Source organism: Pseudomonas lalkuanensis, assembly GCF_008807375.1.
Lineage (GTDB): Bacteria > Pseudomonadota > Gammaproteobacteria > Pseudomonadales > Pseudomonadaceae > Metapseudomonas > Metapseudomonas lalkuanensis.
This window is the reverse complement of record NZ_CP043311.1, coordinates 4,185,929-4,212,225: the sequence shown is the minus strand read 5'-3', so window position 1 is coordinate 4,212,225 and position 26,297 is coordinate 4,185,929. Positions and strand designations below refer to the sequence as shown.

The following is a 26,297-nucleotide window of genomic DNA, read 5'->3' as shown; positions in this document are numbered from 1 at the left end:
GGCTTCATCAAAAACTGTCCGACACGGTCGTGCCCATGCTGAAGCGCTTCGCACCCCTCGTGCCTCTCACCTTCGCCCTGTTTCTCGCCGCTTGCGCAAACAACGTGCAGCAGCCCCAGTTCCAGACCGCGGCCCCCGCAGCCGACGGCGCTCCCGATTCGCTGCTGTCGGATCGTGAACCCACTGCCCTGGACCTGGCCAACCTCACCGATGACGAGCCCTACCAGATGCCGTCCCTGGCCGACGGCCTGCTGGAGCGTGGTTTCGAGCTGGTGGGCACCCCGTACCGCTTCGGTGGCCGTTCCCTGAAGACCGGTTTCGACTGCAGTGGCTTCGTGGGTTATCTGTTCAAGGAAGAAGCCGGTATCCAGCTGCCGCGCTCCACTCGCGAGATGATCAACCTGAATGCCCCGGTGATCGCCCGCAGCGAGCTGCAACCAGGCGATATCGTGTTCTTCAACAACCGTGGCCGTGGCCGCGTCAGCCACGCCGGCATCTATATCGGCGACGACCAGTTCATTCACTCCAGCAGCAGCCGCAGCGGCGGTGTGCGCGTCGACAGTCTCGACGACCGCTACTGGAAGGCCAGCTACATGGAAGCCAAGCGCGTCCTGGCGATGAACACCGCGACTCGTCACCCGCTGCATCGCTGATCCAGCCGGGCTCGAGACGACAAGCCGAGGCGGCCTTCATGGCCGCCTCGGCTTTTTTGTGCACAATCGCACCGCTACCTCTTGCAATATCACTGTGAGATCAGCAAATTAGCGAGCATTCTTCAAGTCAGGACTGACTTGCCATGCTCGCACCGGACCGCCTTGCCATTCTGGCCCTGGCCTCGCTGCTCACCGCTTGTGCGAGCAAGGCGCCGCCGCCTTATTCCCCTCCTGTCGTCACCACCGCCGTCCAACAGTTCTCGCCGGCGGCCGAAGACGTGCTGTTCCGCGCTCTCGGTCTGGTGGGCACGCCCTATCGTTGGGGCGGCAACACCCCGGACAGCGGTTTCGACTGCAGTGGCCTGATCGGCTACGTCTACCGCGACGCCGCGGGCATCAGCCTGCCGCGTTCTACCCGCGAGCTGATCTCCATGCGCGCCCCCAGCATCGGCATCAATGCCCTGCAAAGCGGCGATCTGGTGTTCTTCGCCACCAACGGCGGCGGCCAGGTCAGCCACGCCGGTATCTATGTGGGCGAAGGGCGTTTCGTCCATGCGCCACGCACCGGCGGAACGGTACGGCTCGACAGTCTGTCGAACAGCTACTGGCAACGAAGCTATCTCAGCGCCAAGCGCGTAATCTTCGATCCACGCCTGGCGCAATCCCACTGAGGCATCCATGACCAACCGCACGCTGAACCTGGACGACGCCCTCTACGGCTATCTCCTCGAGGTTTCGCTGCGGGAGTCGCCCCTCCTCGAACGTCTGCGCGCTGAAACCGCGGCACTGCCCATGGCCCGCTGGCAGATCGCGCCGGAGCAGGGCCAGTTCATGGCCATGCTGGTCAAGCTCACCGGCGCCCGGCGCATCCTCGAGGTGGGTACCTTCACCGGCTACAGTGCCCTGTGCATGGCCGCCGAACTGCCTGGCGATGGCCAGATGATCTGCTGTGACCTGCCCGGCGACTACAACGCCATCGCCTGCCGGTACTGGCAGGAGGCCGGCATGGCCGGACGCATCGAGCTGCGTCTCGCGCCAGCGCTGGACACTCTCGCTGGTTTGCAAGACGGCCGTTTCGACCTGATCTTCATCGACGCCGACAAGGCCAATTACCCGGTCTATCTGGAAGAAGCCCTGCGCTTGGCGCGCACGGGCGGCCTGATCCTGTTCGACAACGTGCTCTGGAGCGGTCGGGTCCTGGAAGAACAGCCGGATGACCCCGACACCCGCGCCATCCAGGCGCTCAATCTGGCCTTGAAGAACGATCAGCGTGTCGACCTCTCGATGCTGCCGGTAGGCGACGGCCTGACCCTCTGCCGCAAGCGCTGAAGGGCATGCCCGAGCCAATTCGCCTTCCGCCCCAGCCCGATGCCTGCGAACTCTGTGGTCGCGCATCGACGCTGACCCGCCATCACCTGATCCCCAAGGCGTTGCACGACAAGCCCTATGTGCAGAAGCGCTTCGGCAAGAGCGAACGCATCACCGCCACCCTCTGGGTCTGCCGCCCCTGCCACAACCAGATCCACAAGCTGTTCAGCGAGAAGGAACTGGCCCTGACCTACAACAACCGCGATGCCCTGCTGGGCGACGAGCGCCTGCGAACCTTCGTCCGCTGGTTGGCGGGCAAGCCAGCGGGATTCACCCCGAGGCACTGAAAATGACGCGCATCCCCGACGACCTTGTCTCGCGCCTGTGCAATGCCTGCCATCTGGTGATCTTCACCGGCGCTGGCGTTTCCGCCGAGAGCGGAATCCCGACCTTTCGCGACGCCCAGACCGGCCTCTGGGCGAAATACCGCCCCGAGGAACTGGCCAGCCCCGAGGGCTTCCGGGCCGATCCGCAGACGGTCTGGGACTGGTACGCCTGGCGCCGTGAGCGCTGCCTGGCGGTGCAACCCAACCCGGCGCACCTGGCCATTGCGGAACTGGAGCGGCGGCTGCCGAAGGTCACCCTGATCACCCAGAACGTCGACGGCCTCCACCAGCGCGCCGGTAGCGGCGCGCCTCTGGAACTGCACGGCAATATCCATCGCCTGAAATGCTTCAAGTGCCGGCGCGATGGCGGCGACTGGCCGGAGGATGTGCGCAGCATCCCGCGCTGCGAATGCGGCGGCCTGTTGCGCCCGGCCGTGGTCTGGTTCGGCGAGAGCCTGCCTGAATCCGCGCTGGAGGTGGCTGCCGAGGCCAGCCAGGACGCGGACCTGTTCCTCAGCATCGGCACCTCCAGCCTGGTCTACCCGGCGGCCGAACTGCCATTCCTGGCCAAACGTCATGGCGCCCATCTGGTGGAAATCAACCCGCAGCCCACGCCCCTCAGCGCGCGTGCCGACCTTTGCCTGCAAGGCGCGGCGGGGGAGGTGATGGCGGCCCTGATTGCCAGCCTTGCTGCCTGTTGAGGGCCGCGCCGGTCGCTCGCGCCGATTTGACGCTACCCCGCGCACCCTCTAACCTTCGCCGCTGCCTCAGGTGCCCCTTGGCCTTGGCCTACGGGGTGAAACAGGGAAGCCGGTCCATTCCTTCGAAGAATCCGGCGCTGCCCCCGCAACGGTAGGCGAGTCGAATGCCGCAATCGGCCACTGTGCTCCAGCATGGGAAGGCGCGGCACAGGAGCGCATCGCTCCACTCGCAAGCCCGGAGACCGGCCTGTCGCACACAGGGCATCGCGGATCGTTCCGCATGCAGTACCCACTGAGATGTCGCGCGGGTGGCACGACGGAGATCCAACCTTGATTCGCAAGCCTTTCTTCAGGCCGGCGGCGCTTGCGCTGCTCGGCGGTACGTCCATTTCCCCCTTCCTGGCCGCCGCGCCCCTGACGCTGGACGAACAGGTGGTCACTGCGACCCGTAGCGAACGGCCGGTGCGCGCGAGCCTGGCCGCCAGCACCGTGATCGACCGCGAAGAGATCGAACGCAGCCAGGCCCGTTCGGTGCCCGAGCTTCTGCGCAGGGTGCCGGGCGTGACCCTCAGTAACAACGGCGGGCCGGGCAAGCAGACTTCGGTATCCATTCGTGGCACCGAGTCGGATCACGTACTGGTGCTGATAGACGGCGTCAAGGTGGGCTCGGTCAGCAATGGCCTGACCGCTTTCCAGGACTTGCCGGTGGAGCTGATCGACCGCATCGAAGTGGTTCGTGGCCCGCGTTCCAGTCTCTATGGCTCCGAAGCCATCGGCGGCGTGATCCAGATCTTCACCCGCAAGGGCGGACAGGATGGGGCCAAACCCTGGTTCTCGGCAGGATACGGCACCCACGACAGCTATGACGGCAGCGCTGGCGTTTCCGGCGGCGATGGCCGGGTCTGGTATAGCCTCGGCGTCAGTAGCCAGGACACCGACGGCATCGACGCACTCAGTGCGCGCAGCAGCTATCACGAGCCCGATGCCGACGGTTATCGCAACCTGTCCGGCAACCTGCGCGCCGGCTACCGCTTCGACAATGGCCTGGAACTCGACGGCACCCTGATGCGCGCCAAGGCCCACAACGATTACGACCTGGTCAGCCCCTACAGCGTGGGGGGCGGGTGGAACGCCAACGCCGACAACGAGCAGCGGCTCATCGGCGGTCGCGCACGCTTCAGTCCGCTGGAGCCCTGGGACGTGACCCTGCAGGCGGGCCGCAGCGAAGACCTCTCCCGAGAGGAAACCGGCGGCCTCTTCTCGTCGCAATTCGATTCCCAGCGCAACTCGGCATCCTGGCTGAACGACCTGACCCTGGCCGAAGGCCATGTGCTGACCCTGGGTTACGACTGGCAGCAGGACGAAGTCAGCGGTTCCACGGCATTCGCCGAGGACTCGCGGCTGAACAAGGGCTGGTTCGCCCAGTACCTGGGCGAGCACGGGCGCCAGGACTGGCAGCTCAGCCTGCGCCGCGACGACAACGAACAATTCGGCACCCACGACACCGGCAACGCCGCCTGGGGCTACGCCCTGACCGACGCGGTGCGCTTCGCCCTGAGCTACGGCACCGCCTTCAAGGCACCGAGCTTCAACGAGCTGTACTTCCCCGACTACGGCAACCCGAACCTGGACGCGGAAACCTCCGGGACCTTCGAGGTCGGCCTGGCCGGTGAGCACGACTGGGGGCGCTGGTCCGCCAACGCCTTCCGCACCAATGTCGATGACATGATCGTGCATGACGCGAACTCCGGGCTGGGGCCGTTCGGCAGCCCCAACAACATCGGCAAGGCACGCATCGACGGCATCGAACTGGTGCTCGGCAGCCATTGGCTGGGGTGGGACTGGCAGGCCAACGCGACCCTTCTCGACACCGAGAACCGCGCCCACGACGCCAATCATGGCAATGAACTGCCGCGCCGCGCCCGCGAGGTCTTCAACCTGGACCTCGATCGCCGCATCGGGCGCTTCGGCCTCGGCGCGACCCTGCATGCCGAAGGGCGGCGCTTCGACGACGTGGAAAACGACGACCGCCTGGCCGGCTATGCCACCGTCGACCTGCGTGGCGAATACTGGCTGACCGAGGCATGGCGCCTGCAGGCCAAGGTCACCAACCTGCTCGACGCCGACTACGAAACCGCGCTGGACTTCAACCAGCCGGGACAGGCAGTGTTTTTCACCGTCCGTTACCAAGCTCTGTGACGAGGAACATCCGATGACCGAATCCGCCGACCGCGACGCCCGCCACAAGGCCCGCATGCAACGCAAGAAGGCCGTGATCGACGAGAAGATCGCCCAGGCCCAGGATGAGTACGGCCTGCTGCTGGTGCACACCGGCAACGGCAAGGGCAAGAGCAGCTCGGCCTTCGGCATGGTCGCCCGCGCCCTCGGCCACGGCCTCAAGGTCGGCGTGGTGCAGTTCATCAAGGGCGGCATGTCCACCGGCGAAGAGAATTTCTTTCGCCGCTTCCCTGAGGAAGTCAGCTACCACGTGATGGGCGAGGGCTACACCTGGGATACCCAGGACCGCCAGCGCGACATCGAAAAGGCGCGGGCGGCCTGGGCCGTCGCCCGCGGCCTGCTGGACGACCCGCAGATCGGCCTGGTGGTGCTGGACGAGCTGAACATCGCCCTCAAGCACGGCTACCTGGAACTGGACGAGGTGCTGCGCGACATCGAATCCCGCCCCGAGCACCAGCACGTGGTCGCCACCGGCCGTGGCGCGCCCCAGGGGCTGATCGACGCCGCCGACACCGTCACCGAAATGACCCTGGTCAAGCACGCCTTCAAGTCCGGCGTGAAAGCCCAGAAGGGCGTGGAGTTCTGATGTCGCGCTCCTGCCCCGCCCTGCTGATCGCCGCACCCGCCTCCGGCCAGGGCAAGACCACCGTCACTGCCGCACTGGCCCGCCTGCATGCCCGCCAGGGCAGGCGCGTGCGGGTGTTCAAGTGCGGGCCGGACTTCCTCGACCCGATGATCCTTGCCCGAGCATCCGGGGCTCCGGTCTACCAGCTGGACCTGTGGATGGTGGGCGAGGCGGAAAGCCGCCGCCTGCTCTGGGAAGCGGCGGGGGAGGCCGACCTGATCCTGATCGAGGGCGTGATGGGGCTGTTCGACGGCTCGCCCTCGGCCGCTGACCTGGCGCGCCATTTTGGCGTGCCGGTACTCGGCGTGATCAATGGCGCCGCCATGGCTCAGACCTTTGGCGCCCTGGCCGTGGGCCTGGCCACTTACCAGCCGGACCTGCCCTTTGCCGGCGTGCTCGGCAATCGTGTCGGCAGCCAGCGTCACAGCGACCTGATCCGCGACAGCCTGCCGGACTGGATTCGCTGGTACGGCGCCCTGCCGCGCAGCGCGGATGTGGAGCTGCCCAGCCGTCACCTGGGGCTGGTGCAGGCCGAAGAACTGGCGGACCTGGACGCGCGCCTGGACGCCGCCGCCGATGCCCTGGCCGCCAGCGCCGAAGTGGCCTTGCCGCCGGCGGTGAATTTCGCCGCGCCCGAGGTCCAGGCGGTCGGCGAAGAGCTGGCCGGCGTGCGCATCGGCGTCGCGCGGGACACCTCCTTTGCCTTCCTCTATCAGGGCAACCTCGACCTGCTGCAGCGCCTGGGCGCCGAACTGGTGTACTTCTCGCCGCTGGCCGATGAGCACCTGCCCGAGGTGGACAGCCTCTATCTGCCCGGCGGATACCCCGAACTGCATCTGCGCCAGCTGGAAGGCAACCGCGCCATGGCCGAGGCCATCCGCGCGCACCACGGGGCGGGCAAGCCGATGCTCGCCGAGTGCGGTGGCATGCTCTACCTGCTCGACGCCCTGACCGACGCGGGCGGAGAGCGCGCCGAACTGCTTGGCCTGTTGCCCGGCCGCGCCACCATGCAGAAGCGCCTGGCGGCCCTGGCCCTGCAGGAAGCACCGCTGCCGGAAGGCAATCTGCGCGGTCACACCTTCCACCATTCGTTGCTGGATTCGTCGCTGGAGCCCCTGGTTCGCGGCCTCTGCCCTAACGACAAACCGGTGGCCGAGGCGGTGTTCCGCAGCGGCCGTCTTACCGCCTCCTACATTCACTTCTACCTGCCGTCCAATCCCCGGGCGGCTGTGGAGCTGTTCCGACCATGAGCGAACACGCCTTCAGCCTTGATGAGCGCGCGGCGGTCTACCGGGCCATCACCGAGCGCCGCGACATGCGCCACTTCAGCGGCGGCGAGGTAGCCCCCGAGCTGCTTGCGCGCTTGCTGGAGGCGGCCCACCAGGCGCCCAGCGTCGGCCTGATGCAGCCCTGGCGTTTTATCCGCGTCACCGCCAATGAGCTGCGGGAAAGTATCCACGCCCTGGTGGAAGCCGAGCGGGTACGCACCGCCGAAGCCCTGGGCGAACGCTCCGACGAATTCATGCGGCTCAAGGTGGAAGGCATCCGCGACTGCGCCGTACTGCTGGTGGCGGCCCTGATGGATGGCCGCGAAGCCCACGTGTTCGGCCGCCGCACCCTGCCGGAAATGGACCTTGCGTCGCTTTCCTGCGCCATCCAGAACCTCTGGCTGGCGGCCCGCGCCGAAGGCCTGGGGATGGGCTGGGTGTCGCTGTTCGATCCTGAGGCCCTGGCCGAACTGCTGGGGATGCCCGAGGGCAGCAAGCCGCTCGCCGTGCTCTGCCTGGGGCCGGTGACCGGTTTCTACCCGGCGCCCATGCTCGCGCTCGAAGGCTGGGCCCAGCCGCGTGCGCTGGCCGAGCTGGTCTTCGAGAACCAATGGGGGCAGCGTCCATGAGCCTGGGACTGTTCACCCTGGGGGCGGTGGCGCTGGACGCCCTGCTCGGCGAGCCGAAGGGCTGGCACCCACTGGTGGCCTTCGGCAAGTTCGCCAACCGCCTGGAGCGCCGCTTCAATCCGGGCGGCCGTGGCTGGCGCAGCCATGGCGTGAGCGCCTGGGTGCTGGCGGTGCTGCCGTTGACGTTCGGCGCCTGGCTGCTCTCGGAGCTGCCTTACATTGGCTGGCTGGTGGGGGTGATCGCCCTCTACGCCGCGATCGGCCTGCGCAGCCTCAACGAACATGCCGAGCCCGTGGCCAACGCCCTGCAAATGGGTGACCTGCCGGAAGCACGCAAGCGCGTGGGTTACATGGTCAGCCGCGAAACCCGCGAGCTGGATGAATCCGCCGTGGCCCGCGCCGCCACCGAGTCGGTGCTGGAGAACGGCAGCGATGCGGTGTTCGCCGCGCTTTTCTGGTTCGCCGTGGCCGGAGCCCCGGGCGTGGTGCTCTATCGCCTGTCCAATACCCTCGACGCCATGTGGGGCTACCGCAATGAGCGTTTCGAGCGCTTCGGCTGGGCGGCGGCGCGCATCGACGACGTGCTCAACTACATCCCGGCCCGTCTGGTGGCGCTGACCTACGCGCTGCTCGGCAAGACCGCCCTGGCCCTGCGCTGCTGGCGCCAACAGGCCCCGCAGTGGGACAGCCCCAACGCCGGTCCGGTGATGGCCGCCGGCGCCGGCGCCCTGGGCGTGGCCCTGGGGGGGCCTGCCGTCTATCACGGCGAGCTGCATCAACGACCGGTGCTGGGCGAAGGGCCGGCGGCGCGGGCACAAGACATCGGCCGCGCCATGGACCTGGTACGCCAGGGCGTGATGCTCTGGTTGGCGGCGCTGTTCATCGGAGGCTGGTTCCTTGCTTGAACATGGCGGACGGCTGCGCGCAGCGGCGCGGCACTACGGCATAGCCGAGGCCGACTGGCTCGATCTCTCTACCGGCATCGCGCCCTATGGCTGGGACTTGCCACCCATTCCGGCAGCCGCCTGGGCGCGCCTGCCCGAACTGGAAGACGGACTGGAAGAGGCGGCCCGGCGTTACTACGGCTGTGCCTCCCTGCTGCCGGTGGCCGGTTCCCAGGCGGCGATCCAGGCCCTGCCGCGCCTGCGTGAGCGCAGCCGGGTAGGGGTGATCTCGCCTTGCTACGCCGAGCACGCCCACGCCTGGCGCCGCGAAGGCCATGAGCTGGAAGCGCTGGATGCACAAACCGCCGAGCGCGAACTGGAACGATTCGACGTGCTGCTGGTGGTCAACCCGAACAACCCCACCGGCCAGCGCCTTGACCGGCAGACCCTGCTGGAGTGGCGGGCACGGCTGGCGGAGAAGGGCGGCTGGCTGCTGGTGGACGAAGCCTTCATGGACTGCACGCCGCAGGAAAGCCTGGCCGGGGATTGCCCGTTGCCGGGGCTCGTGGTGCTGCGTTCCTTCGGCAAGTTCTTCGGCCTGGCGGGTATCCGCCTGGGCTTCGTGCTGGCCGAGCCGCAGCTGCTGCAGCGGCTCGAAGAGTGGCTTGGCCCCTGGGCGGTGAGCGGTCCGGCGCGCGCTCTGGCCAGGGCTCTGCTGCAGGATCAGGCGGGTCAGGCCCGGCAGCGGGAAGCCCTGTTGCGGGACGGCCAGCGCCTGGAGAGCCTGTTGCGCGACTGTGGTCTGCCAACCAGTGGCGGCACGGCGTTGTTCCAGCGCCTGCTGCGTGACGACGCGCAGGCCCTGCACGAATTCCTCGCCGCTCGCGGCATCCTCACCCGGCTGTTCGAAACGCCGGCCAGCCTGCGCTTTGGCCTGCCGCCGGACGAGGCCGGCTGGGAGCGGCTCGGCCGGGGCCTGATCGACTACACCAAGGAGCGTCCATGAACACCCTGATGGTGCAGGGCACCACCTCCGATGCTGGCAAGAGCACCCTGGTGACGGCGCTGTGTCGCTGGCTCAAGCGCCAGGGTTTGGCAGTGGCGCCCTTCAAACCGCAGAACATGGCGCTGAACAGCGCGGTGACAGCCGACGGTGGCGAGATCGGTCGTGCCCAGGCGGTTCAGGCCCAGGCTTGCGGCTTGGCGCCGCACACCGACATGAACCCGGTGCTGCTCAAGCCCAATACGGATATCGGTGCCCAGGTGATCATCCATGGCCGCGCCGTCACCAGCATGAATGCCGCCGCCTATCACGACTACAAGAAGGTCGCGATGGCGGCGGTGCTGGAATCCCATCAGCGCCTTTGCAGCCAGTATTCCGTGGTCATGGTCGAGGGCGCCGGCTCGCCCGCGGAGATCAACCTGCGGGCCAACGACATCGCCAACATGGGCTTCGCCGAGGCAGTGGACTGCCCGGTGATCCTGGTCGCCGACATCGACCGCGGCGGCGTCTTCGCCCATCTGGTGGGCACCCTGGAACTCCTCTCGGAAAGCGAGCAGGCACGGGTGAAGGGCTTCGTCATCAACCGTTTCAGGGGCGACATCGCGCTGCTCAAGCCGGGGCTGGACTGGCTGGAACAGCGCACCGGCAAACCGGTGCTGGGCGTGCTGCCCTATCTCACCGACTTCCACCTGGAAGCCGAGGACGCCATCGACCAGCGCCAGGCCGCCAAGTCCGGCGATGTACTGCGGGTGGCGGTGCCGGTGCTGCCGCGCATCAGCAACCACACCGACTTCGACCCCCTGCGCCTGCATCCGCAGGTGCAACTCAGCTTCGTCGCCCCCGGCCAGCCCATTCCGCCGGCGGACCTGATCATCCTGCCCGGCTCCAAGAGCGTGCGCGCCGACCTCGCGCGGCTGCGTGAACACGGCTGGGACCAGGCCGTGCAGCGTCACCTGCGCTATGGCGGCAAGGTGCTGGGCATCTGCGGCGGCTACCAGATGCTTGGCCGCAGCATTGCCGACCCCCACGGCCTGGAAGGCCCGGCAGGGGAGAGCGCCGGTCTCGCCTTGCTGGACGTGGATACCGTGCTGGAGCCGGAGAAGCAGCTGCGCAACGTCAGCGGCCGCCTGCTGCCGGACGGCGCGGCATTGAGCGGCTATGAGATCCATGCTGGCGTCACCACCGGTGCGGGCCTGGAAAATCCCGCCGTGATGCTGGACGACGACCGTGCCGACGGCGCGCTAAGCGCAGATGGCCAGGTCATGGGCACCTACCTGCATGGCCTGTTCGAATCGTCCGGCGCCACTGCCGCCATTCTCCGTTGGGCCGGACTTTCCGTCGTGCAGTCGGTGGACTACCACGCCCTGCGCGAACGCGACATCGATCGTCTGGCCGACCAGGTGGAGCAGCACCTGGATACAGGGAGGCTGCGATCACTGTGCGGACTCTCTCTGTAGGAGCCAGCTTGCTGGCGAACCTTCGGACCACCCTTCGCCAGCAAGCTGGCTCCTACGGGCGTGCCTTACGAACCACGAGGTTTACCGATGCCTGAACTCATCCTCGGCGGCGCCCGCTCCGGCAAGAGCCGGCTGGCAGAAAAGCTGGCGGCTGAAAGCGGCCTGAAGGTCGTCTATATCGCCACCAGCCAGCCGCTGGATGGCGAAATGACCGCGCGGGTGGCCCATCACCGCGCCCGCCGCCCGGCGCACTGGGGCCTGGTGGAGGAACCAGTGGAGCTCGCCCGCGTGCTGCGCGAGCACGCCGCCGCCGACACCTGCCTGCTGGTGGACTGCCTGACTCTCTGGCTGACCAACCTGCTGATGCTGGACGACCCGGCGCGGCTGGACGAAGAACGCGAGGCGCTGCTCGGCTGCATCGCCGCGCTGCCCGGCCGCGTGCTGCTGGTCAGCAATGAAACCGGCCTGGGCGTCGTGCCCCTGGGCGAGCTGACCCGTCGCTATGTCGACGAAGCCGGCTGGCTGCACCAGGCCCTGGCCGAACGCAGCGAACGAGTGATCTTCACCGTTGCCGGCCTGCCCATGATTCTCAAGGGAGACCCCCTATGACTTCACTGCATTGGTGGCAGGCGCCCTGCCAGCCGCTCGATCCGGTCGCCCGCGCCAAGGCCCAGGCTCGCCAGGACCAGTTGACCAAGCCCCGTGGCGCCCTCGGGCAGCTGGAAGACCTGGCCATCGTCCTGGCCGCCCAGCAAGGGCGTGAACGCCCCGCCATCGACCGCCCCTGGTTCGCCGTGTTCGCGGGTGACCACGGCGTGGTGGAAGAGGGTGTGTCCGCCTACCCGCAGGCCGTGACCGGCGAGATGCTGCGCAACTTCGTCCGTGGCGGCGCCGCCATCAGCGTGTTGGCCAAGAGCCTCGGTGCCACCCTGGAGCTGGTGGACCTGGGCACCGCACTGCCGCTGGAACCGCTGCCGGGTGTGCTGCACCTGCAGGTCGGGGCCGGTACGGCGAACTTCGCCCGTGAGCCGGCGATGACCGCCGCCCAGTGCCTGATCGCCCTGCAGGCGGGGCGTTCGAGTGTAGAGCGTGCGCTGGGTGCCGGTGCCGACCTCTATGTCGGCGGCGAGATGGGCATCGGCAACACCACCACCGCCAGTGCCCTGGCCTGTGCCCTGCTGGAGCTGCCGGCCACTGCGCTGGCCGGGCCCGGTACCGGGCTGGATGGCAAGGGCGTGGCGCACAAGATCCTGGTGATCGAGCACGCCCTGGCCTTGCACCGCAAGGAATGCGACAGCCCGCAGGAAACCCTGCGCCGCCTCGGCGGCTTCGAAGTGGCGGCGTTGACCGGCGCCTACCTCGCCTGCGCCCAACTGGGCCTGCCAGCCCTGGTGGATGGCTTCATCTGCAGCGTGGCGGCGCTCTGTGCCGTGCGCCTGAACCCCGCGTGCCGCGAATGGCTGCTGTTTTCCCATCGTTCCGCCGAGCCCGGCCATGTCGCCGTGCTCGCGGCGCTGGAAGCGCAACCGCTGCTGGACCTGGGCCTGCGCCTGGGTGAAGGCAGTGGTGCGGCCATCGCCCTGCCGCTGCTGCGCCTGGCCTGCGACCTGCACGGCGGCATGGCCACCTTCGCCGAAGCTTCCGTGTCGGACCGCCCGGCATGAAGCTCGATCTCCTGCGCCACGGTGAAACCGCGCTGGGCGGCGGCTTTCGCGGCAGCCTGGACGACGCCCTGACCGAAACCGGCTGGGCGCAGATGCGCGCCGGCATCGAGGGTGCGGGCTCCTGGGATGTGCTGGTGAGCTCGCCCTTGCAGCGTTGCGCCGCGTTCGCTCGCGAGCTCGAAGCGCGACTCGGCCTGCCGTTGAGTTTCGAGGCCGACCTGCGCGAGTTGCACTTCGGCCAGTGGGAGGGCCGTAGCGCGGCGCAGCTCATGGAGGACCATGCCGAAGGCCTGGGGCTGTTCTGGAACGATCCCTACAGCTACACGCCACCGGACGGTGAAACCCTGCTGGATTTCGAAACACGGGTGCTGGCTGCTGGCGAGCGCCTGCGAGCGCGCTTCGCCGGCAAGCGGGTGCTGCTGGTCACCCACGGCGGGGTGATCCGCATCCTGGTGGCCCGTGCCCGGCAACTGCCGCGTAGCCAGTTGATGCAAGTGGAGGTCGCCCACGGCGAGCTGTTCCACCTGGCCTTCGACGAACACGGCCTGCGGGAACACCCATGACGCCGTTGCTGATCGCCCTGCAGTTCCTCACCCGCCTGCCCGTGCGTCTGCCGGGCATGCCGGAGCCACGGCTGATCGGCCGTTCGCTGCTCTGGTATCCGCTGGTCGGTGTGCTGATCGGCGCCTTGTTGCTGGCGGGCGCCTGGCTGCTGGAGGGCCGCCCGGTCTTGCTGTCGTCCGCACTCTTGCTGACGCTCTGGGTGGGATTGTCCGGCGGCCTGCATCTGGACGGTCTGGCCGATACGGCGGACGCCTGGGTGGGTGGCTACGGCGATCGTGAACGCACCCTGACCATCATGAAGGACCCCCGCAGCGGCCCCATCGCCGTGGCCGTGCTGGTGGTGGTGCTGTTGCTCAAGTTCGCCGCCCTGGCTGCGCTGTTACAGACGGGACAGTGGCTGCCCCTGCTACTGGCCCCCTGGCTGGCGCGCGGCATGTTGCCGCTGCTTTTCCTCACCACCCCCTACGTGCGTTCGGGCGGCCTTGGCCAGGCGCTGGCCGAATACCTGCCGCGCCGGGAACTGCCGCTGTGGCTGGGTGGGCAGGCGGTGGTGATGCTGGTGCTCGGTTGGGCAGCGTGGATTGCGTTGGTGATGGCGCTGGTTGTCTTCGCGTGGCTGCGTGGTCGGTTCGTCCAGCGGCTGGGGGGGACGACCGGGGATACGGCGGGGGCGATGGTGGAGATTGTGGAGGTGGGGGTGTTGGTGGGGGTGGCGATTGCGCTGGCCTGACCAACCCTCACCCCTAGCCCCTCTCCCGGAGGGAGAGGGGAACTGATCGTGCCTTGCCGGTAGTACGGAGCTGTCGGGATCTCCGTGGTTTCAGCCGAGTCACCCCTCGCCCTTAGGGAGAGGGGCCGGGGGTGAGGGGGCATCGGCATGCTTCGATTTTGAGATCATCTGCCAGATTGCTTCCAGCACCACGTCCGTCTGTCCCAGCACGTCATGATTCCAGAAACGCAGAACGCGATACCCCTGCGCATTGAGCCAGGCATCTCGCGTGGCGTCCTGTGCATTGTCGACATGCTGGCCGCCATCGAGCTCAATGACGAGCTTCAACTCGTGACAGTAGAAATCGGCGAAGTACAGCCCCAGCGGTTGTTGTCGCCGAAACTTCATCCCTGCCAACTGCCTGTTGCGTAGGCAATGCCATAACGTGCGCTCCGCATCCGTCTGCTCTGCCCTGAGCTGTCTGGCGAACTCGAGCCTTTCCATGGCCATTCCTCCCATGTGGAAAGACTCGATCTTCCATGCAATCAGCTTCGGAACCGTCCGAAATTCCCTCGCGACTCCCCTGATCTACTCAAACACAAAATGCTCACTCGCCAGCCCCATCACCGACCCCGTCGGCTTCAGCATCGCTGCTGCGTGTCCCTTGGCGCGGGGGAGCAGGCGGGCGAAGTAGAAGTCGCTGGTGGCCAGCTTGGCGCGGTAGAAGTCGGTTGATTCCGCACCGCCGTCGCGCAGTCGTTGCCGGGCGGCGTGCTCCTGGAGGGCCCAGGCATAGGCCAGCGCGGCGTAGCCGGAGTACATCAGGAAATCGTGGCTGGCGGTGCTTACCAGGTCGCGGTCCTTGCGGGCGCGCAGGGCGATGCGCAGGGTCAGCCAGTTCCACTCGGCCGCAAGCTTCAGCAACACCAGGGCGCGGCCGCGCATGGCGGGTTGGGTCTTCAGCAGGTCCACGGCGAAGCGGGCGATCTGGCCGGTGAAGTCGCGCACGGCCTTGCCCCGGGTCATCAGCAACACCTTGCGGCCCAGCAGGTCGAGGGCCTGGATGCCGGTGGTGCCTTCGTAGAGGGTGGCGATGCGCGCGTCGCGGACGATCTGCTCCATGCCGTGCTCGCGGATGTAGCCATGGCCGCCGAACACCTGCATGCCGAGGTTCGCGCTTTCCAGGCCCAGTTCGGTCAGGCAGCCCTTGAGGATGGGGGTGAGGAAGCCAAGTTTGTCGTCCCAGTGGGCGTACTGGCGTTCGTCCTTGTGCAGGATGCCTTCGATCATGCGGTCGGCGTACTGGGTGGCGAGGTAGACCAGCGCTCGGCCACCCTCGGCCACGGCCTTCTGGGTCAGCAGCATGCGCCGCACGTCGCCGTGGACCATCAGCGGGTCGGCCACCGATCCGGGCTCCTTGGTGCCGGACAGTGCGCGCATCGAGCGGCGTTCGCGGGCGTAGGCCAGGGCGCCCTGGTAAGCCAGTTCGGCGGTGGCCACGCCCTGGATGGCGGTGCCGATGCGGGCGCTGTTCATGAAGGTGAACATGCATTCCAGGCCCTTGTTCGGCGGGCCGATGAGAAAGCCGGTGGCGCCGTCGAAGTTCATCACGCAGGTGCTGGACGCCTTGATGCCCATCTTCTTCTCCAGCGCGCCGCAGCTCACGCCGTTGCGCGGACCGGGCCCCCCGTCGGCAGGGAGGAACTTGGGCACGATGAACAGGGAGATGCCACGGGTGCCCTTGGGCGCGTCCGGCAGGCGGGCGAGGACGATGTGCACGATGTTTTCGGTCAGGTCGTGCTCGCCGGAAGAGATGAAGATCTTGGTGCCGGTCAGGGCATAGCTGCCATCGGGATTGGCCTGGGCACGGGTCTTCACCTGGCCCAGGTCGGTGCCGCACTGGGGTTCGGTGAGGCACATGGTGCCGCCCCAGCGGCCTTCGGTCAGGGGTACCAGGTAGGTCTGCTTCTGCTCCTCGGTGCCGTGCTGCATCAGGGTGTTCATCGCACCCAGGGAGAGGCCGGGGTACATGGAGAAGGGCCAGTTGGCGGTGCCGAGCATTTCCTGCTTCAAGGCGCCCAGGCTCATGGGCAGGCCCTGGCCGCCGTACTCCACCGGGTGCGACAGGCCTTGCCAGCCACCGGCCACGTAGGCGTCGTAGGCTTCCTTGAAGCCTTTGGGCGTGCGTACTTCGCCGTTCTCCAGGTGGCAGCCTTCCTCGTCGCCACTGTGATAGAGCGGGGCGATCACTTCTTCGCAGAGCCGCGCGCATTCGCCGAGGATGGCTTCGACCATGTCCGGCGTGGCCTCGCCACCGTTGGCCAGGGCGCGATAGTGGGCGGGAAAGTCGAAGACTTCGTTGAGCAGGAAGCGCATGTCGCGCAGCGGGGCTTTGTAGCTGGGCATGGTGACCTCGGCGTGCGTTGATGGCCCGGTTTATACGAGGTCGGGCAGGCCGGGGGCCTTGGCAGCGGCAACGGCTTTGTCTGGCACTTGGGACAATCGGCGGGTGTCCGGCCATCGCTCTCGCGCAGGCTTGGATTGACGCCCCGGCTAATGCGGGTATATACACGCATTCATGTTGCCGACCCAGTGCCTCTGTACCAAGCTGCGCCGTGCCACGCGAAACGTGACCCGGCTTTACGACGATGCCCTCGAGGGCGTCGGGGTGAACGTCGCCCAGTATTCGCTGTTGAAGAACCTGACGCGGTTGGACCAGCCCAGCATCACCAGCCTGGCGGAAGCCCTGGGGCTGGATCGCAGTACATTGGGGCGCAATCTCAAGGTGCTCGAAGGCAAGGGGCTGGTACACCTGGAAGGTGGCGAGGACCAGCGCAATCGCCTGGTTTCCCTGACGCCGGCCGGGCGCGCCTGCCTCGATGAGGCGCTGCAGGCCTGGGAACAGGTGCAGGTGCGGCTGGGGCAGCGCATAGGGCTGGAGAAGCGGGCGGAGCTGATGGCGCTGCTGGATGATCTGGAACATATCGGCTGATATTTTCGCTGGAATACGGGTATATACCCGCAAAGGACTTTCTATGACTTCGGTATGGCGTACGAGTGGCTGGGTTCTCCTTGGGGCATCGCTGATCCTGGCGTTGTCGCTGGGTATTCGCCATGGCTTCGGCCTGTTCCTGGCACCCATGAGCAGCGAGTTCGGCTGGGGCCGGGAGGTTTTCGCCTTCGCCATCGCCTTGCAGAACCTCATCTGGGGCCTGGCGCAGCCCTTCACCGGAGCCCTGGCCGACCGTTTCGGCGCGGCGAAGACGGTGATCGTCGGCGGCGTGCTCTACACCCTGGGGCTGGTGCTGATGGGCTTCTCCGATTCGGCCCTGTCGCTGTCGCTCAGCGCCGGCCTGCTGATCGGCATCGGTCTGTCGGGCACTTCGTTCTCGGTGATCCTGGGCGTGGTGGGGCGTGCCGTGCCGATGGAGAAGCGCAGCATGGCCATGGGCATCGCCGCGGCTGCCGGTTCCTTCGGCCAGTTCGCCATGCTGCCCGGCACCCTCGGCCTGATCAGTTGGCTCGGCTGGTCTTCCGCGCTGCTGGCGCTGGGCCTGCTGGTGGCGCTGATCGTGCCGCTGGTGGGGTTGCTCAAGGACAATCCGCCACCGCCCCAGGCCCATGAACAGGGGCTGGTCGAGGCGCTGCGCGAAGCCGCCGGCCACTCCGGCTTCTGGCTGCTGGCCCTGGGCTTCTTCGTCTGCGGCTTCCAGGTGGTGTTCATCGGTGTGCACCTGCCGGCCTATCTGGTGGACCAGCATCTGCCGGCCTCGGTGGGCACCACGGTGCTGGCCCTGGTGGGGCTGTTCAACGTGTTCGGCACTTACATCGCCGGCTGGCTCGGCGGCCGCCACTCCAAGCCGAAGCTGCTCACCGCGCTGTACCTGCTGCGCGGCGTGGTGATAGTGGCTTTCGTCTACTCGCCGCTGACCATCTGGAGCGCCTACGCCTTCGGCATGGCCATGGGGCTGCTGTGGCTGTCCACCGTTCCCCTGACCAACGGCACCGTCGCGACCCTGTTCGGCGTGCGCAACCTGTCCATGCTCGGTGGTATCGTTTTCCTGTTCCACCAGTTGGGCGCCTTCCTCGGCGGCTGGCTGGGGGGCTATCTCTATGACCACACGGGCAGTTACGAACTGGTATGGCAGATATCCATTTTCCTCAGTCTGGCGGCAGCGGTGCTGAACTGGCCGGTGCGCGAGCAGCCGGTGGCGCGCCTGCGGCCCGTCGGGGCGGCATGAGCCTGCGCCTGGGTTGGGTCATCGGCGCCTTGGCGGCCGGCCTGCTGCTGGCTCTCGGCTGGTGGGGCTGGCAGCAAGGCGGATTGGCACTGATGCAGTTGGGATTCAATTGCTAGTCGGGCGGCCCGGCGGTAGCGTAGTCAGATCACTCGATCCGCGCCGGAGCCCGCCATGAAAGCCTTGCCCATCCTGTCACTGTCGCTGCTGGCCCTGTTCGGCGGCCAGGCCATGGCTGCCGAGTGCCCTTCGCTGCTGCAGCACAACCTGCCGCAACTCCGCTCCAAGAACACCATCGACCTCTGCCAGCGCTTCGCCGGCAAGCCGCTGGTGGTGGTCAACACCGCCAGCCATTGCGGTTTCACCCCGCAGTTCAAGGGTCTGGAGGCGCTCTACAAACGCTACAAGGACCAGGGCCTGGAAGTGCTGGGCGTGCCTTCGGACGACTTCAGGCAGGAGGCCGCCTCCAACGAGGAGACCGCCAAGGTCTGCTACGTGAACTACGGCGTGACCTTCGCCATGACCCAGCCTCAGCATGTCACCGGCGACGAGGCGATTCCGCTCTACAAGGAGCTGATCGCCCAGTCCGGGCAGACGCCGCGCTGGAACTTCTACAAGTACGTGGTGGATCGCCAGGGCAAGGTGATCGCCCATTTCTCCAGCCTCACCAAGCCGGATGACCCCGACCTGCTGAAGGCGGTGGAGCAGGCGCTGGCCAGCCAACCCTGATCGGCAGGCAGAAAAAAGCCCGGACTGTTCCGGGCTTTCTTTTGCCTGCCGCCTGATCAGAAGCGATAGGTCAGCTGCGCACCCAGGCCATGGGCGCTGTTCTTGTAGGTGGCGCGGTAGGCCCCCTTGCTGGCGCTGACCTGGTTGATGTCGGCGTCTTCTTCCTTCAGGTAGGAATAGGCGACGTCGACGGTCACGTCGTCGTTCGGGCTCCAGGCGGCACCCAGGCTGAAGATCTTGCGATCGTCAGTGGGGATGCGCGGCGAGCGGAACTCGTTGCGAGCCGGGGACTGGTCGTAGGCCAGGCCGGCGCGCAGGACCCACTGCTGGTTCAGCTTGTAGGCGGCGCCGACGGCGTAGGACCAGGTGTCACGCCAGTCCTGCTCTTCGGTAATGGTGCCGAGGGCCGGGGCCAGCAGGCCGCGAACGCCTTCGTTCTCCACCTTGATCTCTTCCAGGCGGCTCCAGCGGGTCCAGGTGCTGCCGGCGTAGAGGGTCCAGCTGTCGTTCAGGTCGTGGGTGACGGAGAAGTCGACCGATTCCGGGGTTTCCAGGTCCAGGGAGGCGTCGTACTTGCCTGCGGAACTGCCCAGTACCGAGCCGCTGCCGGAAACGGTGGTGTCGCCTTCCAGCTTGTAATCCACCTTGGAGTGGTAGGTCAGGCCGAAGCGGGTGCGCGCGTCCAGTTCGAAGAGCACGCCGGCATTGAAGCCCACTGCGGTGTCATCGCCCTTGACCTTCACCTTGCCGTCATTGCGGCCCGGGGACAGCGGATTGAGGACTGCGGAAGTCAGTTCACCGTCGATGCGGTTGATGGTGGGGCCGAAGCCAACGGACAGCTGGTCGTTGATGCGGTAGCTGACCGTGGGCTGCAGGGTGATCACGCGCACTTCGCTCTTGTCGCCGTAATACCGGCCGGCGAAGCCGGTTTCGTAATCGGTGATCAGGCCGAAGGGCACATACATGCCGAGGCCGAAGGACCATTTGTCGTCGATCGGCTTGACGTAGTAGCCCATGGGCACGCCTACGGTGGGAACCATGTCGCCGTCGTTGCTGCCGCCGAAGGTGCTGCGGGCGTCGTCGATGTCGGTCCTGGCGAAGATGGCGGCGGCGCCGACGCTCACCTGCTCGCGCTTGAGGCGGGCCATGCCCGCGGGGTTGCCGTACACGGTGGTGGCGTCATCGGCGGAGGACGAACGGCCGGCGAAGGCGGTACCCATGCCGCTGACGCTTTGCTCGTTGAGGGCGAAACCAGCGGCCAGGCTGTAGCTGGAAGCGGCGCTGACGGCCAGGGCGAGGGCGGTCCTGAAGACTCTGCTTATCACGGTGAACTCCTGAGCGGTGGTGCAAAGGCCGGCACGCTAACAGGATTCAAAAGGCCTTTCCAGCTCGGAAGTTTTCGGCGAATTTCTTTGTAAGATTGTCGAACAATATGGAATTTGTCGGCATTTCCGCTGATCGTGCAAATTGCCTGGTACGGCCGTTCCTGACTGATCGGTCAGTGATCAGGCGACCTGGCTGAGGCCTCCGACATGGCGTTGCCAGGCGTCGATGAAGTCCCTCGGGCTGCCTTCGGGATGGAAGACCTGGCGCCAGATCATGGCCATGCCGATCAGGTCGTCGGCGGCGGGCAGCACCAGGATGCTCGACTCCACCAGCATCCAGGCGATGGCGGTGGCATAGCGCAGGTTGACGGTCAGCTCCAGGTGCGGCGCGGCGAGGAAGGCATGTTGGCTGGCCAGCCCACGGACCTGGCTGGCAAGGTCCGGGTCGAGTGCCAGGTGACGGTCCCAGAGCTGCTGGTGGCGCTCGTCGCTGATGCCATAGAGGCCGCGTCCGTTGCCGCAGTCCAGGGCGGAGCCCAGTGCCGATTGGCATGCGGCGGCGCCCAGCAGGAGGGTTTCGGCGGTGGAGGAGGGGCGTTGCAGGTAATGCAACGTCGGTCGTATCACGTGCTGGCGGAGATCGCTGGCGGCTATTCCCATTTGGCCCTCGCGAAGGGTGCCGGCGGGGCCGGGGCGTTTTGGCAGCTTCTAGTCGTTCTAGGAAAGGGCCCCACCGGGAGCGGAGTTAGCCGCTCGATTTGAAGTCTAGTGGGATATTTATGCTGTAAAGGCCTGTTTTTAAACCGATTCAGGCTTCTGGTTATTGTCTATATAGCTGGCTGTGATTAAAAAACAGCCAGCCGGCAAGGGCCGCAACGCCCCATGCCGGCTGACTTTCTACCTCATTCGCCCTTGGCCAGGGGGCGAGACGGGTTGGTGATCCACTCGCTCCAGGAGCCGGCGTAGAGCCGCGCCAGGGGATAGCCGGCCAGGCACAGGGCGAAGAGGTTGTGGCAGGCGGTGACGCCCGAACCGCAGTAGGCCACCACCTCGTCCAGCGGGCGGTCGCCGAGCAGGGCGGCGAAGCGTTGCTTGAGGGCATCGGCCGGAAGGAAGCGGCCATCACCGCCGAGGTTGTCGGAGAAGGCTGCGCATTGGGCGCCGGGGATATGGCCGGCCACCGGGTCGATGGGTTCCACCTCGCCCTTGAAGCGCGGCAGGGCGCGGGCGTCCAGCAGGGTCAGGTTCGCGTCGCCCAGACGTTGCTGGAGCGCGTCGGCATCGACCAACAGGCTGGAGTCAGGCTGTCCGGAGAAGGTGCCGGGTTGCGCGGTCGGTGTCACGGCTGTCAGTGGAAGTTCCGCATCGCGCCAGGCCTTGAGGCCGCCGTCCAGCAGGAACACGCCGTCGCGCTTGCCCAGCCAGGCCAGCAGCCACCAGGCGCGCGCGGCGAAGGCGCCGGGGCCGTCGTCGTAGAGCACGACCGTACTTTCAGCATCGATACCCCAGTTGCGCAGCTTCTCGGCGAGCGCTGCCGGGTCCGGCAGCGGATGGCGGCCGGTCACGCCCTTGGTCACCGGGCCGGACAGGTCGTGCTCCAGATCGGCGAAGCGGGCCTTGGGAATGTGGCTCTCGGCATAGCTGCGCTCGCCGTAGGCCGGGTCGTCGAGGGAGAAGCGGCAGTCGAGGATGACCAGGCCCGGTTCTTCCTGGCGGGCACTGAGTTTGGCAGGGCTGATGAGCTGTGCGAGCGACATGGCGGGGTCCTTGTCGTGACCATTGTTGTGGCAAGCATCATAAGGACGCCCGCACTGGCTGTCGCGCGCTATTGGCGGCGGCGCGGAACCCACGCCGCCCGTGGGGTCAGCGGCAGGTGGTGCGCAGGCGCTGGAAGCCGGCGTCGAGGTCGGCGATCAGGTCGTCCGGATGCTCCAGGCCGACGTGCAGGCGCACCAGCGGACCGTCGGCCTTCCAGGTGGTCGCGCTGCGATGGGCGCCGGGATTGGTCAGCAGGATCAGGCTCTCGAAACCGCCCCAGCTGTAGCCCATGCCGAACAGTTGCATGCCGTCGAGCATGGCGCGCACCGCCTGTTCGGGCATCGCCTTGAATTCCACGCTGAAGAGGCCGCAGGCGCCGGTGAAGTCGCGCTTCCACAGTTCATGGCCGGGCGCGCCGGGCAGGGCGGGGTAGAGGATGCGTTCCACTTCCGGCTGCTCGGCGAGCCACCGGGTCACCTTCTCCGCATTGCGCTGGTGGCGTTCCAGGCGCGTGGAGAGGGTGCGCAGGCCACGCAGGGCCAGGTAGGCATCGTCGGCGCTGACCGACAGGCCGAGCTGCTTGTAGAAGCCGCGCACCTGCGGGTAGAGCGCCTCGGTGGTCATGATCACGCCCATCAGCACGTCCGAGTGACCGACGATGTACTTGGTGGCGGCATGGATGGAGATATCCACGCCGTGCTTGAAGGAGGCGAAATGCACCGGCGTGCCCCAGGTGTTGTCGACCATCACCAGGGCGCCGTGGGCATGAGCCACCTCGGCGATGCTGGGCACGTCCTGCACTTCGAAGGTCAGCGAGCCGGGAGATTCGAGGAATACCACGCGGGTGTTGGGACGCATCAGCTCGGCGATGCCGCCGCCGATCAGCGGGTCGTAGTAGGTGGTCTCGATGCCGAAGCGCTTCAGGGTCTCGTCGCAGAAGGCGCGGGTCGGGTCGTACACCGAATCGGTCATCAGCAGGTGATCACCGGGCTTGAGGGTGGCCAGCAGGGCGGTGGTCAGGGCGCTCAGGCCGCTGGGGGTGAGCATGGCTCCATAGGCGCCTTCCAGTTCGGCCAGGGCAGTCTCCAGCGAGCGGGTCGTGGGGTTGCCGTGACGGCCGTAGGTGTTGAGGGTGCCGTTCTGCGCGTGCAGGGCTTCCACGCTGGGGAAGAGCAGGGTGGAGGCACGGTAGACCGGGGTGTTCACGGTACCGCCGACCCGGCCCCGTTCACGGCCTTCATGGGCCAGCAGCGTTTCGAGATGCAGCTTGCGTTCGTCCACCTGGGTGTTCCTCTGGGTCGGGATAGCGGAATGGAGCAGTGCCTGCCTGGGCCGGAAGGCGTCTGGGATGGCGAGAAGATTACCGATGGATGTGGGGAATTTCTTTGCTTTGATTTGCCGGGAGTACAGGAAAATTGGAAATAATTTCTATTATTTTGTTTTCAAGTAGAAATATTTTTTACAGAGTGACAATGGGGTGGAGATCATGAGTCGCCGGCCTGGGTCAGGTGGTCGAGAGGCAGCGCCGTGGTGTGCTTGATCACCTCCATGGCGAAGCCGGAACTGACGTCGGACAGGTCGGCGACGCGTATCAGTCGCTTGTACACGGCGTCATAACCCTTGATGTCGGGAACCACGATCTTCAACAGGTAATCGACGTCGCCGGTCATGCGGTAGATCTCGACGATCTCGGGAATGTCGCGGGTGCCTTCGATGAACTGGCGGGTCCAGTCGTCGCTGTGGCGGCTGGTGCGGATGGTGACGAACACTGTGACCCCGAGCTTGAGCCGTTCGGCATCGCAGAGCGCCACCTGCCGGGTGATCACGCCGTCCTCGCGCAGCTTCTGCAGGCGCCGCCAGCAGGGCGTGGGAGAGAGGTTCACCGCTTCGGCCAGCTCCGCGAGGGAAATGGAAGCGTCCTGCTGCAGGAGGGCGATGATCTGCAGGTCTTTCTTGTCCATGGGCTGGGTCCGTGGCGGGTGCATTTGGTCAGGAGGCTGGCGGGCCAAGTGTGTCGAAACGATGACAATCGGCATCATAAGGTCACCCGTGCATGAAGTCGCGCCGGGAGAAGATGGGAGAGCCGATGCCAAGCCTGCAAATACTGAGTGAACGTGCCTCGCTGATCCGCCGTCTGGGCGTGATCCTGGGGACCTTGTCGGTGGTCCTCTACTACTGCTGCAAGGTTCTGGTGCGCGCGCCGATGAAGCGCCTCGACCGCGCTTGCGTGGACCGCTATACCCGCGCCATGTCGCGCCTGTTGCTGCGCCTGGTACGCATGGACCTGTCGGTGCACGGTGCGATACCCGACTTCAACGACGGCCGTCGCTACCTGATCCTCTGCAGCCATTCCAGCCACTACGACATCCCGGCCAGCTTCGTCGCCCTGCCGGGGTCGATCCGCATGCTGGCCAAGAAGGAGCTGTTCCGCATCCCCTTCCTTGGCCCGGCCATGCGAGCAGCGGAGTTCCCGTCCATCGACCGGCACAACCGCCGCCAGGCCCTGGCGGACCTGGAAACCGCGCGGCGCATGATGGAGAGCGGCATCGTCCTCTGGGCCGCACCCGAAGGCACCCGCTCCGCCGATGGCCGCCTGCTGAAGTTCAAGAAAGGCTGCTTCCACCTGGCCCTGGATACCGACGCCGTGATCATCCCGGTGTCCATTCGTGGCATTCACCGCGTGCTGCCGGCCCGCACCTTCCGCCTGAACCTGGGGCAGAAGGTCGAAGTACACGTGGGTGAGCCCATCGACGCCAGCCAGTACGACGCGGCGCGGCTCGGCGAGCTGATGGCCGAGACGCGCGCACGGATGCAGGAGCTGCTGGGGCAGGAGCCCGGTGAAGCCATGAATCCTGCAGGGGCTTCCGACCTGCCGCCAGCGCGAGCCTTGTAGGAGCGAATGCATTCGCGAAAGGACGTGGCGCCGAGCTGCCTGGAACATCCCTCACCCCCGGCCCCTCTCCCAGAGAACGAGGGTTGACTTCCAGACCGCCAACGATGCGGTCCTGCATCCACCATCCCGTACGACACAGGCGCTGAAAGGTGGACATGACGGGGGATGTCCACCCCGCGAAAGCCTGCCCGGCGTCAGCGAATCTTCAGCTTGCCGATCCGGTCATTGTCCAGGCTACCCAGGTAGAGGTAGTCCCCCACCGGCTTGGCCGAGGTGACCATGCGCAGGTGGGTGCCGCTGGTGTCGTGCAGGCTGTGGACGATCTCGCCTTTTTCGTTCAGTTGCAGGACCAGGCCGTAGGGCACCGGCTTGGGCCAGAACATGCGCGGCAGTTTGGCGATCTGCGCCTTCAACCAGGGCTGGGTGTGGAGGAAGTCGGCGTCGGCCTTGCGCGGCGAGGGCAGGGCGACCCAGAAGGTGCCCTGGTGGTCGCCCTGGAGGTTGTCCGGCAGGCCCGGCAGGTTGTCGATGAACACGTCATGGGTGCCGGCCTTTTCGCCGCTCAGCCAGTAGCGGGTGATGCGGTAGCGATAGGTCTCGTTGACCAGCACGAAGTCCTCGTTGGCCGACAGCGCCACGCCATTGGCGAAGTACAGGTCCTTGAGCAGCACCTCGGTCTTGCCGGTCACCGGGTCGAAACGCATCAGGCGACCGTGGGGGCGGGCCTCCAGCAGGTCGAGCAGGTAATCCGGCTGCTGGAACCTGCTGGACGCGTCGGTGAAGTAGATGCGGCCGTCCTGGGCGATGTCCAGGTCATCGGTGAAGCGGAAGGGCACGCCGTCGGCCTCACTGGCCAGTACGTCGAGCTTGCCTTGCGGGTCGATGCGCAGCAGGCCCTTGTAGGCGTCGCCGACGATCAGGTTGCCGGCGGCATCGAAGTCCATGCCCAGGGGGCGGCCGCCGGTTTCGACGAAGGTTTCCACTTCGCCCTTCTCGCCGATGCGCACGATACGACCGTCGTGCAGGCCGGCGTAGAGGCGGCCCTGGCCATCGACGGCGGTATCTTCCGGTCCATGTATCTGGCCCTGGGCGATCAGCTCGGCCTTCATCAGGGTGTCGTTGGGCTCCAGTACGCCGGTCATGGCCGGGGCCTTGGGTGCGTCCCAGGCCAGCGGGTCGATGGGTGAGGGCGTGACGGCGAGATAGACCGCCACGGCGGCGATCAGCAGGGCGAGCACGCCCAGCAGTTTTTTCATCTTCTTGTA

At 66.7% G+C, this 26,297-nt stretch carries 28 protein-coding genes and 1 riboswitch; of the genes, 20 read left to right on the top strand and 8 right to left on the bottom strand.

What is annotated here, in order from left to right:
• Nucleotides 1-35: 35 nt before the first annotated feature.
• From FXN65_RS19600 to FXN65_RS19525, 16 genes are all read left to right on the top strand, one after another.
• Entirely contained in the window at nucleotides 36-653 is a 618-nt protein-coding gene (locus tag FXN65_RS19600) for a C40 family peptidase (protein WP_151135519.1), read from the top strand.
• Between the two features lie 143 nt (nucleotides 654-796).
• Entirely contained in the window at nucleotides 797-1,324 is a 528-nt protein-coding gene (locus FXN65_RS19595; protein WP_151135517.1) for a C40 family peptidase, read from the top strand.
• A gap of 7 nt (nucleotides 1,325-1,331) precedes the next feature.
• The gene (locus tag FXN65_RS19590) at nucleotides 1,332-1,982 is read left to right on the top strand and encodes an O-methyltransferase (protein WP_151135515.1); all 651 of its coding nucleotides are present in this window, start codon (nucleotides 1,332-1,334) and stop codon (nucleotides 1,980-1,982) included.
• Nucleotides 1,983-1,987: 5 nt separating this feature from the next.
• Complete coding sequence (locus tag FXN65_RS19585) at nucleotides 1,988-2,308, top strand: hypothetical protein (RefSeq protein ID WP_151135513.1); 321 nt, start codon at nucleotides 1,988-1,990, stop codon at nucleotides 2,306-2,308.
• A gap of 2 nt (nucleotides 2,309-2,310) precedes the next feature.
• Nucleotides 2,311-3,048 (top strand): SIR2 family NAD-dependent protein deacylase, encoded by a 738-nt coding sequence (locus FXN65_RS19580; protein ID WP_151135511.1) that lies wholly within the window; start codon nucleotides 2,311-2,313, stop codon nucleotides 3,046-3,048.
• Nucleotides 3,049-3,099: 51 nt separating this feature from the next.
• Nucleotides 3,100-3,313, top strand: a riboswitch (cobalamin riboswitch).
• A gap of 68 nt (nucleotides 3,314-3,381) precedes the next feature.
• Nucleotides 3,382-5,247, top strand: coding sequence for a TonB-dependent vitamin B12 receptor (gene btuB / locus FXN65_RS19575; protein WP_394351305.1), 1,866 nt, complete (start codon nucleotides 3,382-3,384; stop codon nucleotides 5,245-5,247).
• A 13-nt stretch (nucleotides 5,248-5,260) separates the two neighbouring features.
• On the top strand, nucleotides 5,261-5,872 hold the full coding sequence (gene cobO / locus FXN65_RS19570; RefSeq protein WP_151135507.1) for a cob(I)yrinic acid a,c-diamide adenosyltransferase: 612 nt from the start codon (nucleotides 5,261-5,263) through the stop codon (nucleotides 5,870-5,872).
• Entirely contained in the window at nucleotides 5,872-7,161 is a 1,290-nt protein-coding gene (locus FXN65_RS19565) for a cobyrinate a,c-diamide synthase (RefSeq protein WP_151135505.1), read from the top strand. Before cobO ends, FXN65_RS19565 begins: the two co-directional genes overlap by 1 nt.
• Complete coding sequence (gene bluB / locus FXN65_RS19560; RefSeq protein WP_151135503.1) at nucleotides 7,158-7,808, top strand: 5,6-dimethylbenzimidazole synthase; 651 nt, start codon at nucleotides 7,158-7,160, stop codon at nucleotides 7,806-7,808. The genes FXN65_RS19565 and bluB overlap by 4 nt, the downstream gene beginning before the upstream one ends.
• Nucleotides 7,805-8,713, top strand: a complete 909-nt coding sequence (gene cbiB, locus FXN65_RS19555; RefSeq protein ID WP_151135501.1) for an adenosylcobinamide-phosphate synthase CbiB — start codon at nucleotides 7,805-7,807, stop codon at nucleotides 8,711-8,713. Before bluB ends, cbiB begins: the two co-directional genes overlap by 4 nt.
• Nucleotides 8,706-9,698, top strand: a complete 993-nt coding sequence (cobD, locus tag FXN65_RS19550) for a threonine-phosphate decarboxylase CobD (protein WP_151135499.1) — start codon at nucleotides 8,706-8,708, stop codon at nucleotides 9,696-9,698. The genes cbiB and cobD overlap by 8 nt, the downstream gene beginning before the upstream one ends.
• Complete coding sequence (locus tag FXN65_RS19545) at nucleotides 9,695-11,152, top strand: cobyric acid synthase (protein WP_151135497.1); 1,458 nt, start codon at nucleotides 9,695-9,697, stop codon at nucleotides 11,150-11,152. Before cobD ends, FXN65_RS19545 begins: the two co-directional genes overlap by 4 nt.
• Before the next feature lie 87 nt (nucleotides 11,153-11,239).
• Nucleotides 11,240-11,761: a bifunctional adenosylcobinamide kinase/adenosylcobinamide-phosphate guanylyltransferase gene (gene cobU, locus FXN65_RS19540; protein ID WP_151135495.1), complete on the top strand. Its 522-nt coding sequence runs from the start codon at nucleotides 11,240-11,242 to the stop codon at nucleotides 11,759-11,761.
• A complete protein-coding gene (gene cobT / locus FXN65_RS19535) occupies nucleotides 11,758-12,816 on the top strand; it encodes a nicotinate-nucleotide--dimethylbenzimidazole phosphoribosyltransferase (protein WP_151135493.1) in 1,059 nt (352 codons plus the stop codon). The genes cobU and cobT overlap by 4 nt, the downstream gene beginning before the upstream one ends.
• Entirely contained in the window at nucleotides 12,813-13,379 is a 567-nt protein-coding gene (gene cobC, locus FXN65_RS19530) for an alpha-ribazole phosphatase family protein (protein WP_151135491.1), read from the top strand. Before cobT ends, cobC begins: the two co-directional genes overlap by 4 nt.
• Nucleotides 13,376-14,110 carry an adenosylcobinamide-GDP ribazoletransferase gene (locus FXN65_RS19525; protein WP_151135489.1) on the top strand — a complete coding sequence of 245 codons (735 nt, stop codon included), beginning with the start codon at nucleotides 13,376-13,378 and terminating at the stop codon, nucleotides 14,108-14,110. Before cobC ends, FXN65_RS19525 begins: the two co-directional genes overlap by 4 nt.
• A 99-nt stretch (nucleotides 14,111-14,209) precedes the next feature.
• Here FXN65_RS19525 and FXN65_RS19520 read toward each other — a convergent pair whose 3' ends face one another.
• Both FXN65_RS19520 and FXN65_RS19515 read right to left on the bottom strand, forming a co-directional pair.
• A complete protein-coding gene (locus FXN65_RS19520; protein WP_151135487.1) occupies nucleotides 14,210-14,593 on the bottom strand; it encodes an endonuclease domain-containing protein in 384 nt (127 codons plus the stop codon).
• Between the two features lie 84 nt (nucleotides 14,594-14,677).
• A complete protein-coding gene (locus tag FXN65_RS19515; protein ID WP_151135485.1) occupies nucleotides 14,678-16,495 on the bottom strand; it encodes an acyl-CoA dehydrogenase C-terminal domain-containing protein in 1,818 nt (605 codons plus the stop codon).
• Nucleotides 16,496-16,667: 172 nt separating this feature from the next.
• Between FXN65_RS19515 and FXN65_RS19510 the strand changes: the two genes are divergently transcribed.
• The 3 genes from FXN65_RS19510 (at nucleotide 16,668) to FXN65_RS19500 (ending at nucleotide 19,056) form a co-directional block, all read left to right on the top strand.
• Entirely contained in the window at nucleotides 16,668-17,081 is a 414-nt protein-coding gene (locus FXN65_RS19510; RefSeq protein WP_178119367.1) for a MarR family winged helix-turn-helix transcriptional regulator, read from the top strand.
• 43 nt (nucleotides 17,082-17,124) lie between these two features.
• Entirely contained in the window at nucleotides 17,125-18,330 is a 1,206-nt protein-coding gene (locus FXN65_RS19505; protein ID WP_151135483.1) for an MFS transporter, read from the top strand.
• Nucleotides 18,331-18,501: 171 nt separating this feature from the next.
• Nucleotides 18,502-19,056, top strand: a complete 555-nt coding sequence (locus FXN65_RS19500) for a glutathione peroxidase (RefSeq protein ID WP_151135481.1) — start codon at nucleotides 18,502-18,504, stop codon at nucleotides 19,054-19,056.
• 56 nt (nucleotides 19,057-19,112) lie between these two features.
• On the opposite strand, the gene FXN65_RS19495 is transcribed toward FXN65_RS19500, so the two are convergent.
• The 5 genes from FXN65_RS19495 to FXN65_RS19475 form a co-directional block, all read right to left on the bottom strand.
• Nucleotides 19,113-20,381: an OmpP1/FadL family transporter gene (locus FXN65_RS19495; RefSeq protein WP_151135479.1), complete on the bottom strand. Its 1,269-nt coding sequence runs from the start codon at nucleotides 20,379-20,381 to the stop codon at nucleotides 19,113-19,115.
• 180 nt (nucleotides 20,382-20,561) lie between these two features.
• Nucleotides 20,562-21,041, bottom strand: coding sequence for a hypothetical protein (locus FXN65_RS19490; RefSeq protein ID WP_151135477.1), 480 nt, complete (start codon nucleotides 21,039-21,041; stop codon nucleotides 20,562-20,564).
• Nucleotides 21,042-21,283: 242 nt separating this feature from the next.
• Nucleotides 21,284-22,138 (bottom strand): sulfurtransferase, encoded by an 855-nt coding sequence (locus FXN65_RS19485; protein WP_151135475.1) that lies wholly within the window; start codon nucleotides 22,136-22,138, stop codon nucleotides 21,284-21,286.
• 106 nt (nucleotides 22,139-22,244) lie between these two features.
• Entirely contained in the window at nucleotides 22,245-23,420 is a 1,176-nt protein-coding gene (gene metC / locus FXN65_RS19480; protein ID WP_151135473.1) for a cystathionine beta-lyase, read from the bottom strand.
• A 203-nt stretch (nucleotides 23,421-23,623) separates the two neighbouring features.
• Nucleotides 23,624-24,100: an Lrp/AsnC family transcriptional regulator gene (locus tag FXN65_RS19475; RefSeq protein ID WP_151135471.1), complete on the bottom strand. Its 477-nt coding sequence runs from the start codon at nucleotides 24,098-24,100 to the stop codon at nucleotides 23,624-23,626.
• Between the two features lie 125 nt (nucleotides 24,101-24,225).
• Here FXN65_RS19475 and FXN65_RS19470 point away from each other — a divergent pair, with 125 nt between their 5' ends.
• Nucleotides 24,226-25,032, top strand: coding sequence for a lysophospholipid acyltransferase family protein (locus FXN65_RS19470; protein ID WP_151135469.1), 807 nt, complete (start codon nucleotides 24,226-24,228; stop codon nucleotides 25,030-25,032).
• A 194-nt stretch (nucleotides 25,033-25,226) separates the two neighbouring features.
• Here FXN65_RS19470 and FXN65_RS19465 read toward each other — a convergent pair whose 3' ends face one another.
• On the bottom strand, nucleotides 25,227-26,288 hold the full coding sequence (locus tag FXN65_RS19465) for an SMP-30/gluconolactonase/LRE family protein (protein WP_151135467.1): 1,062 nt from the start codon (nucleotides 26,286-26,288) through the stop codon (nucleotides 25,227-25,229).
• Nucleotides 26,289-26,297 lie beyond the last annotated feature (9 nt).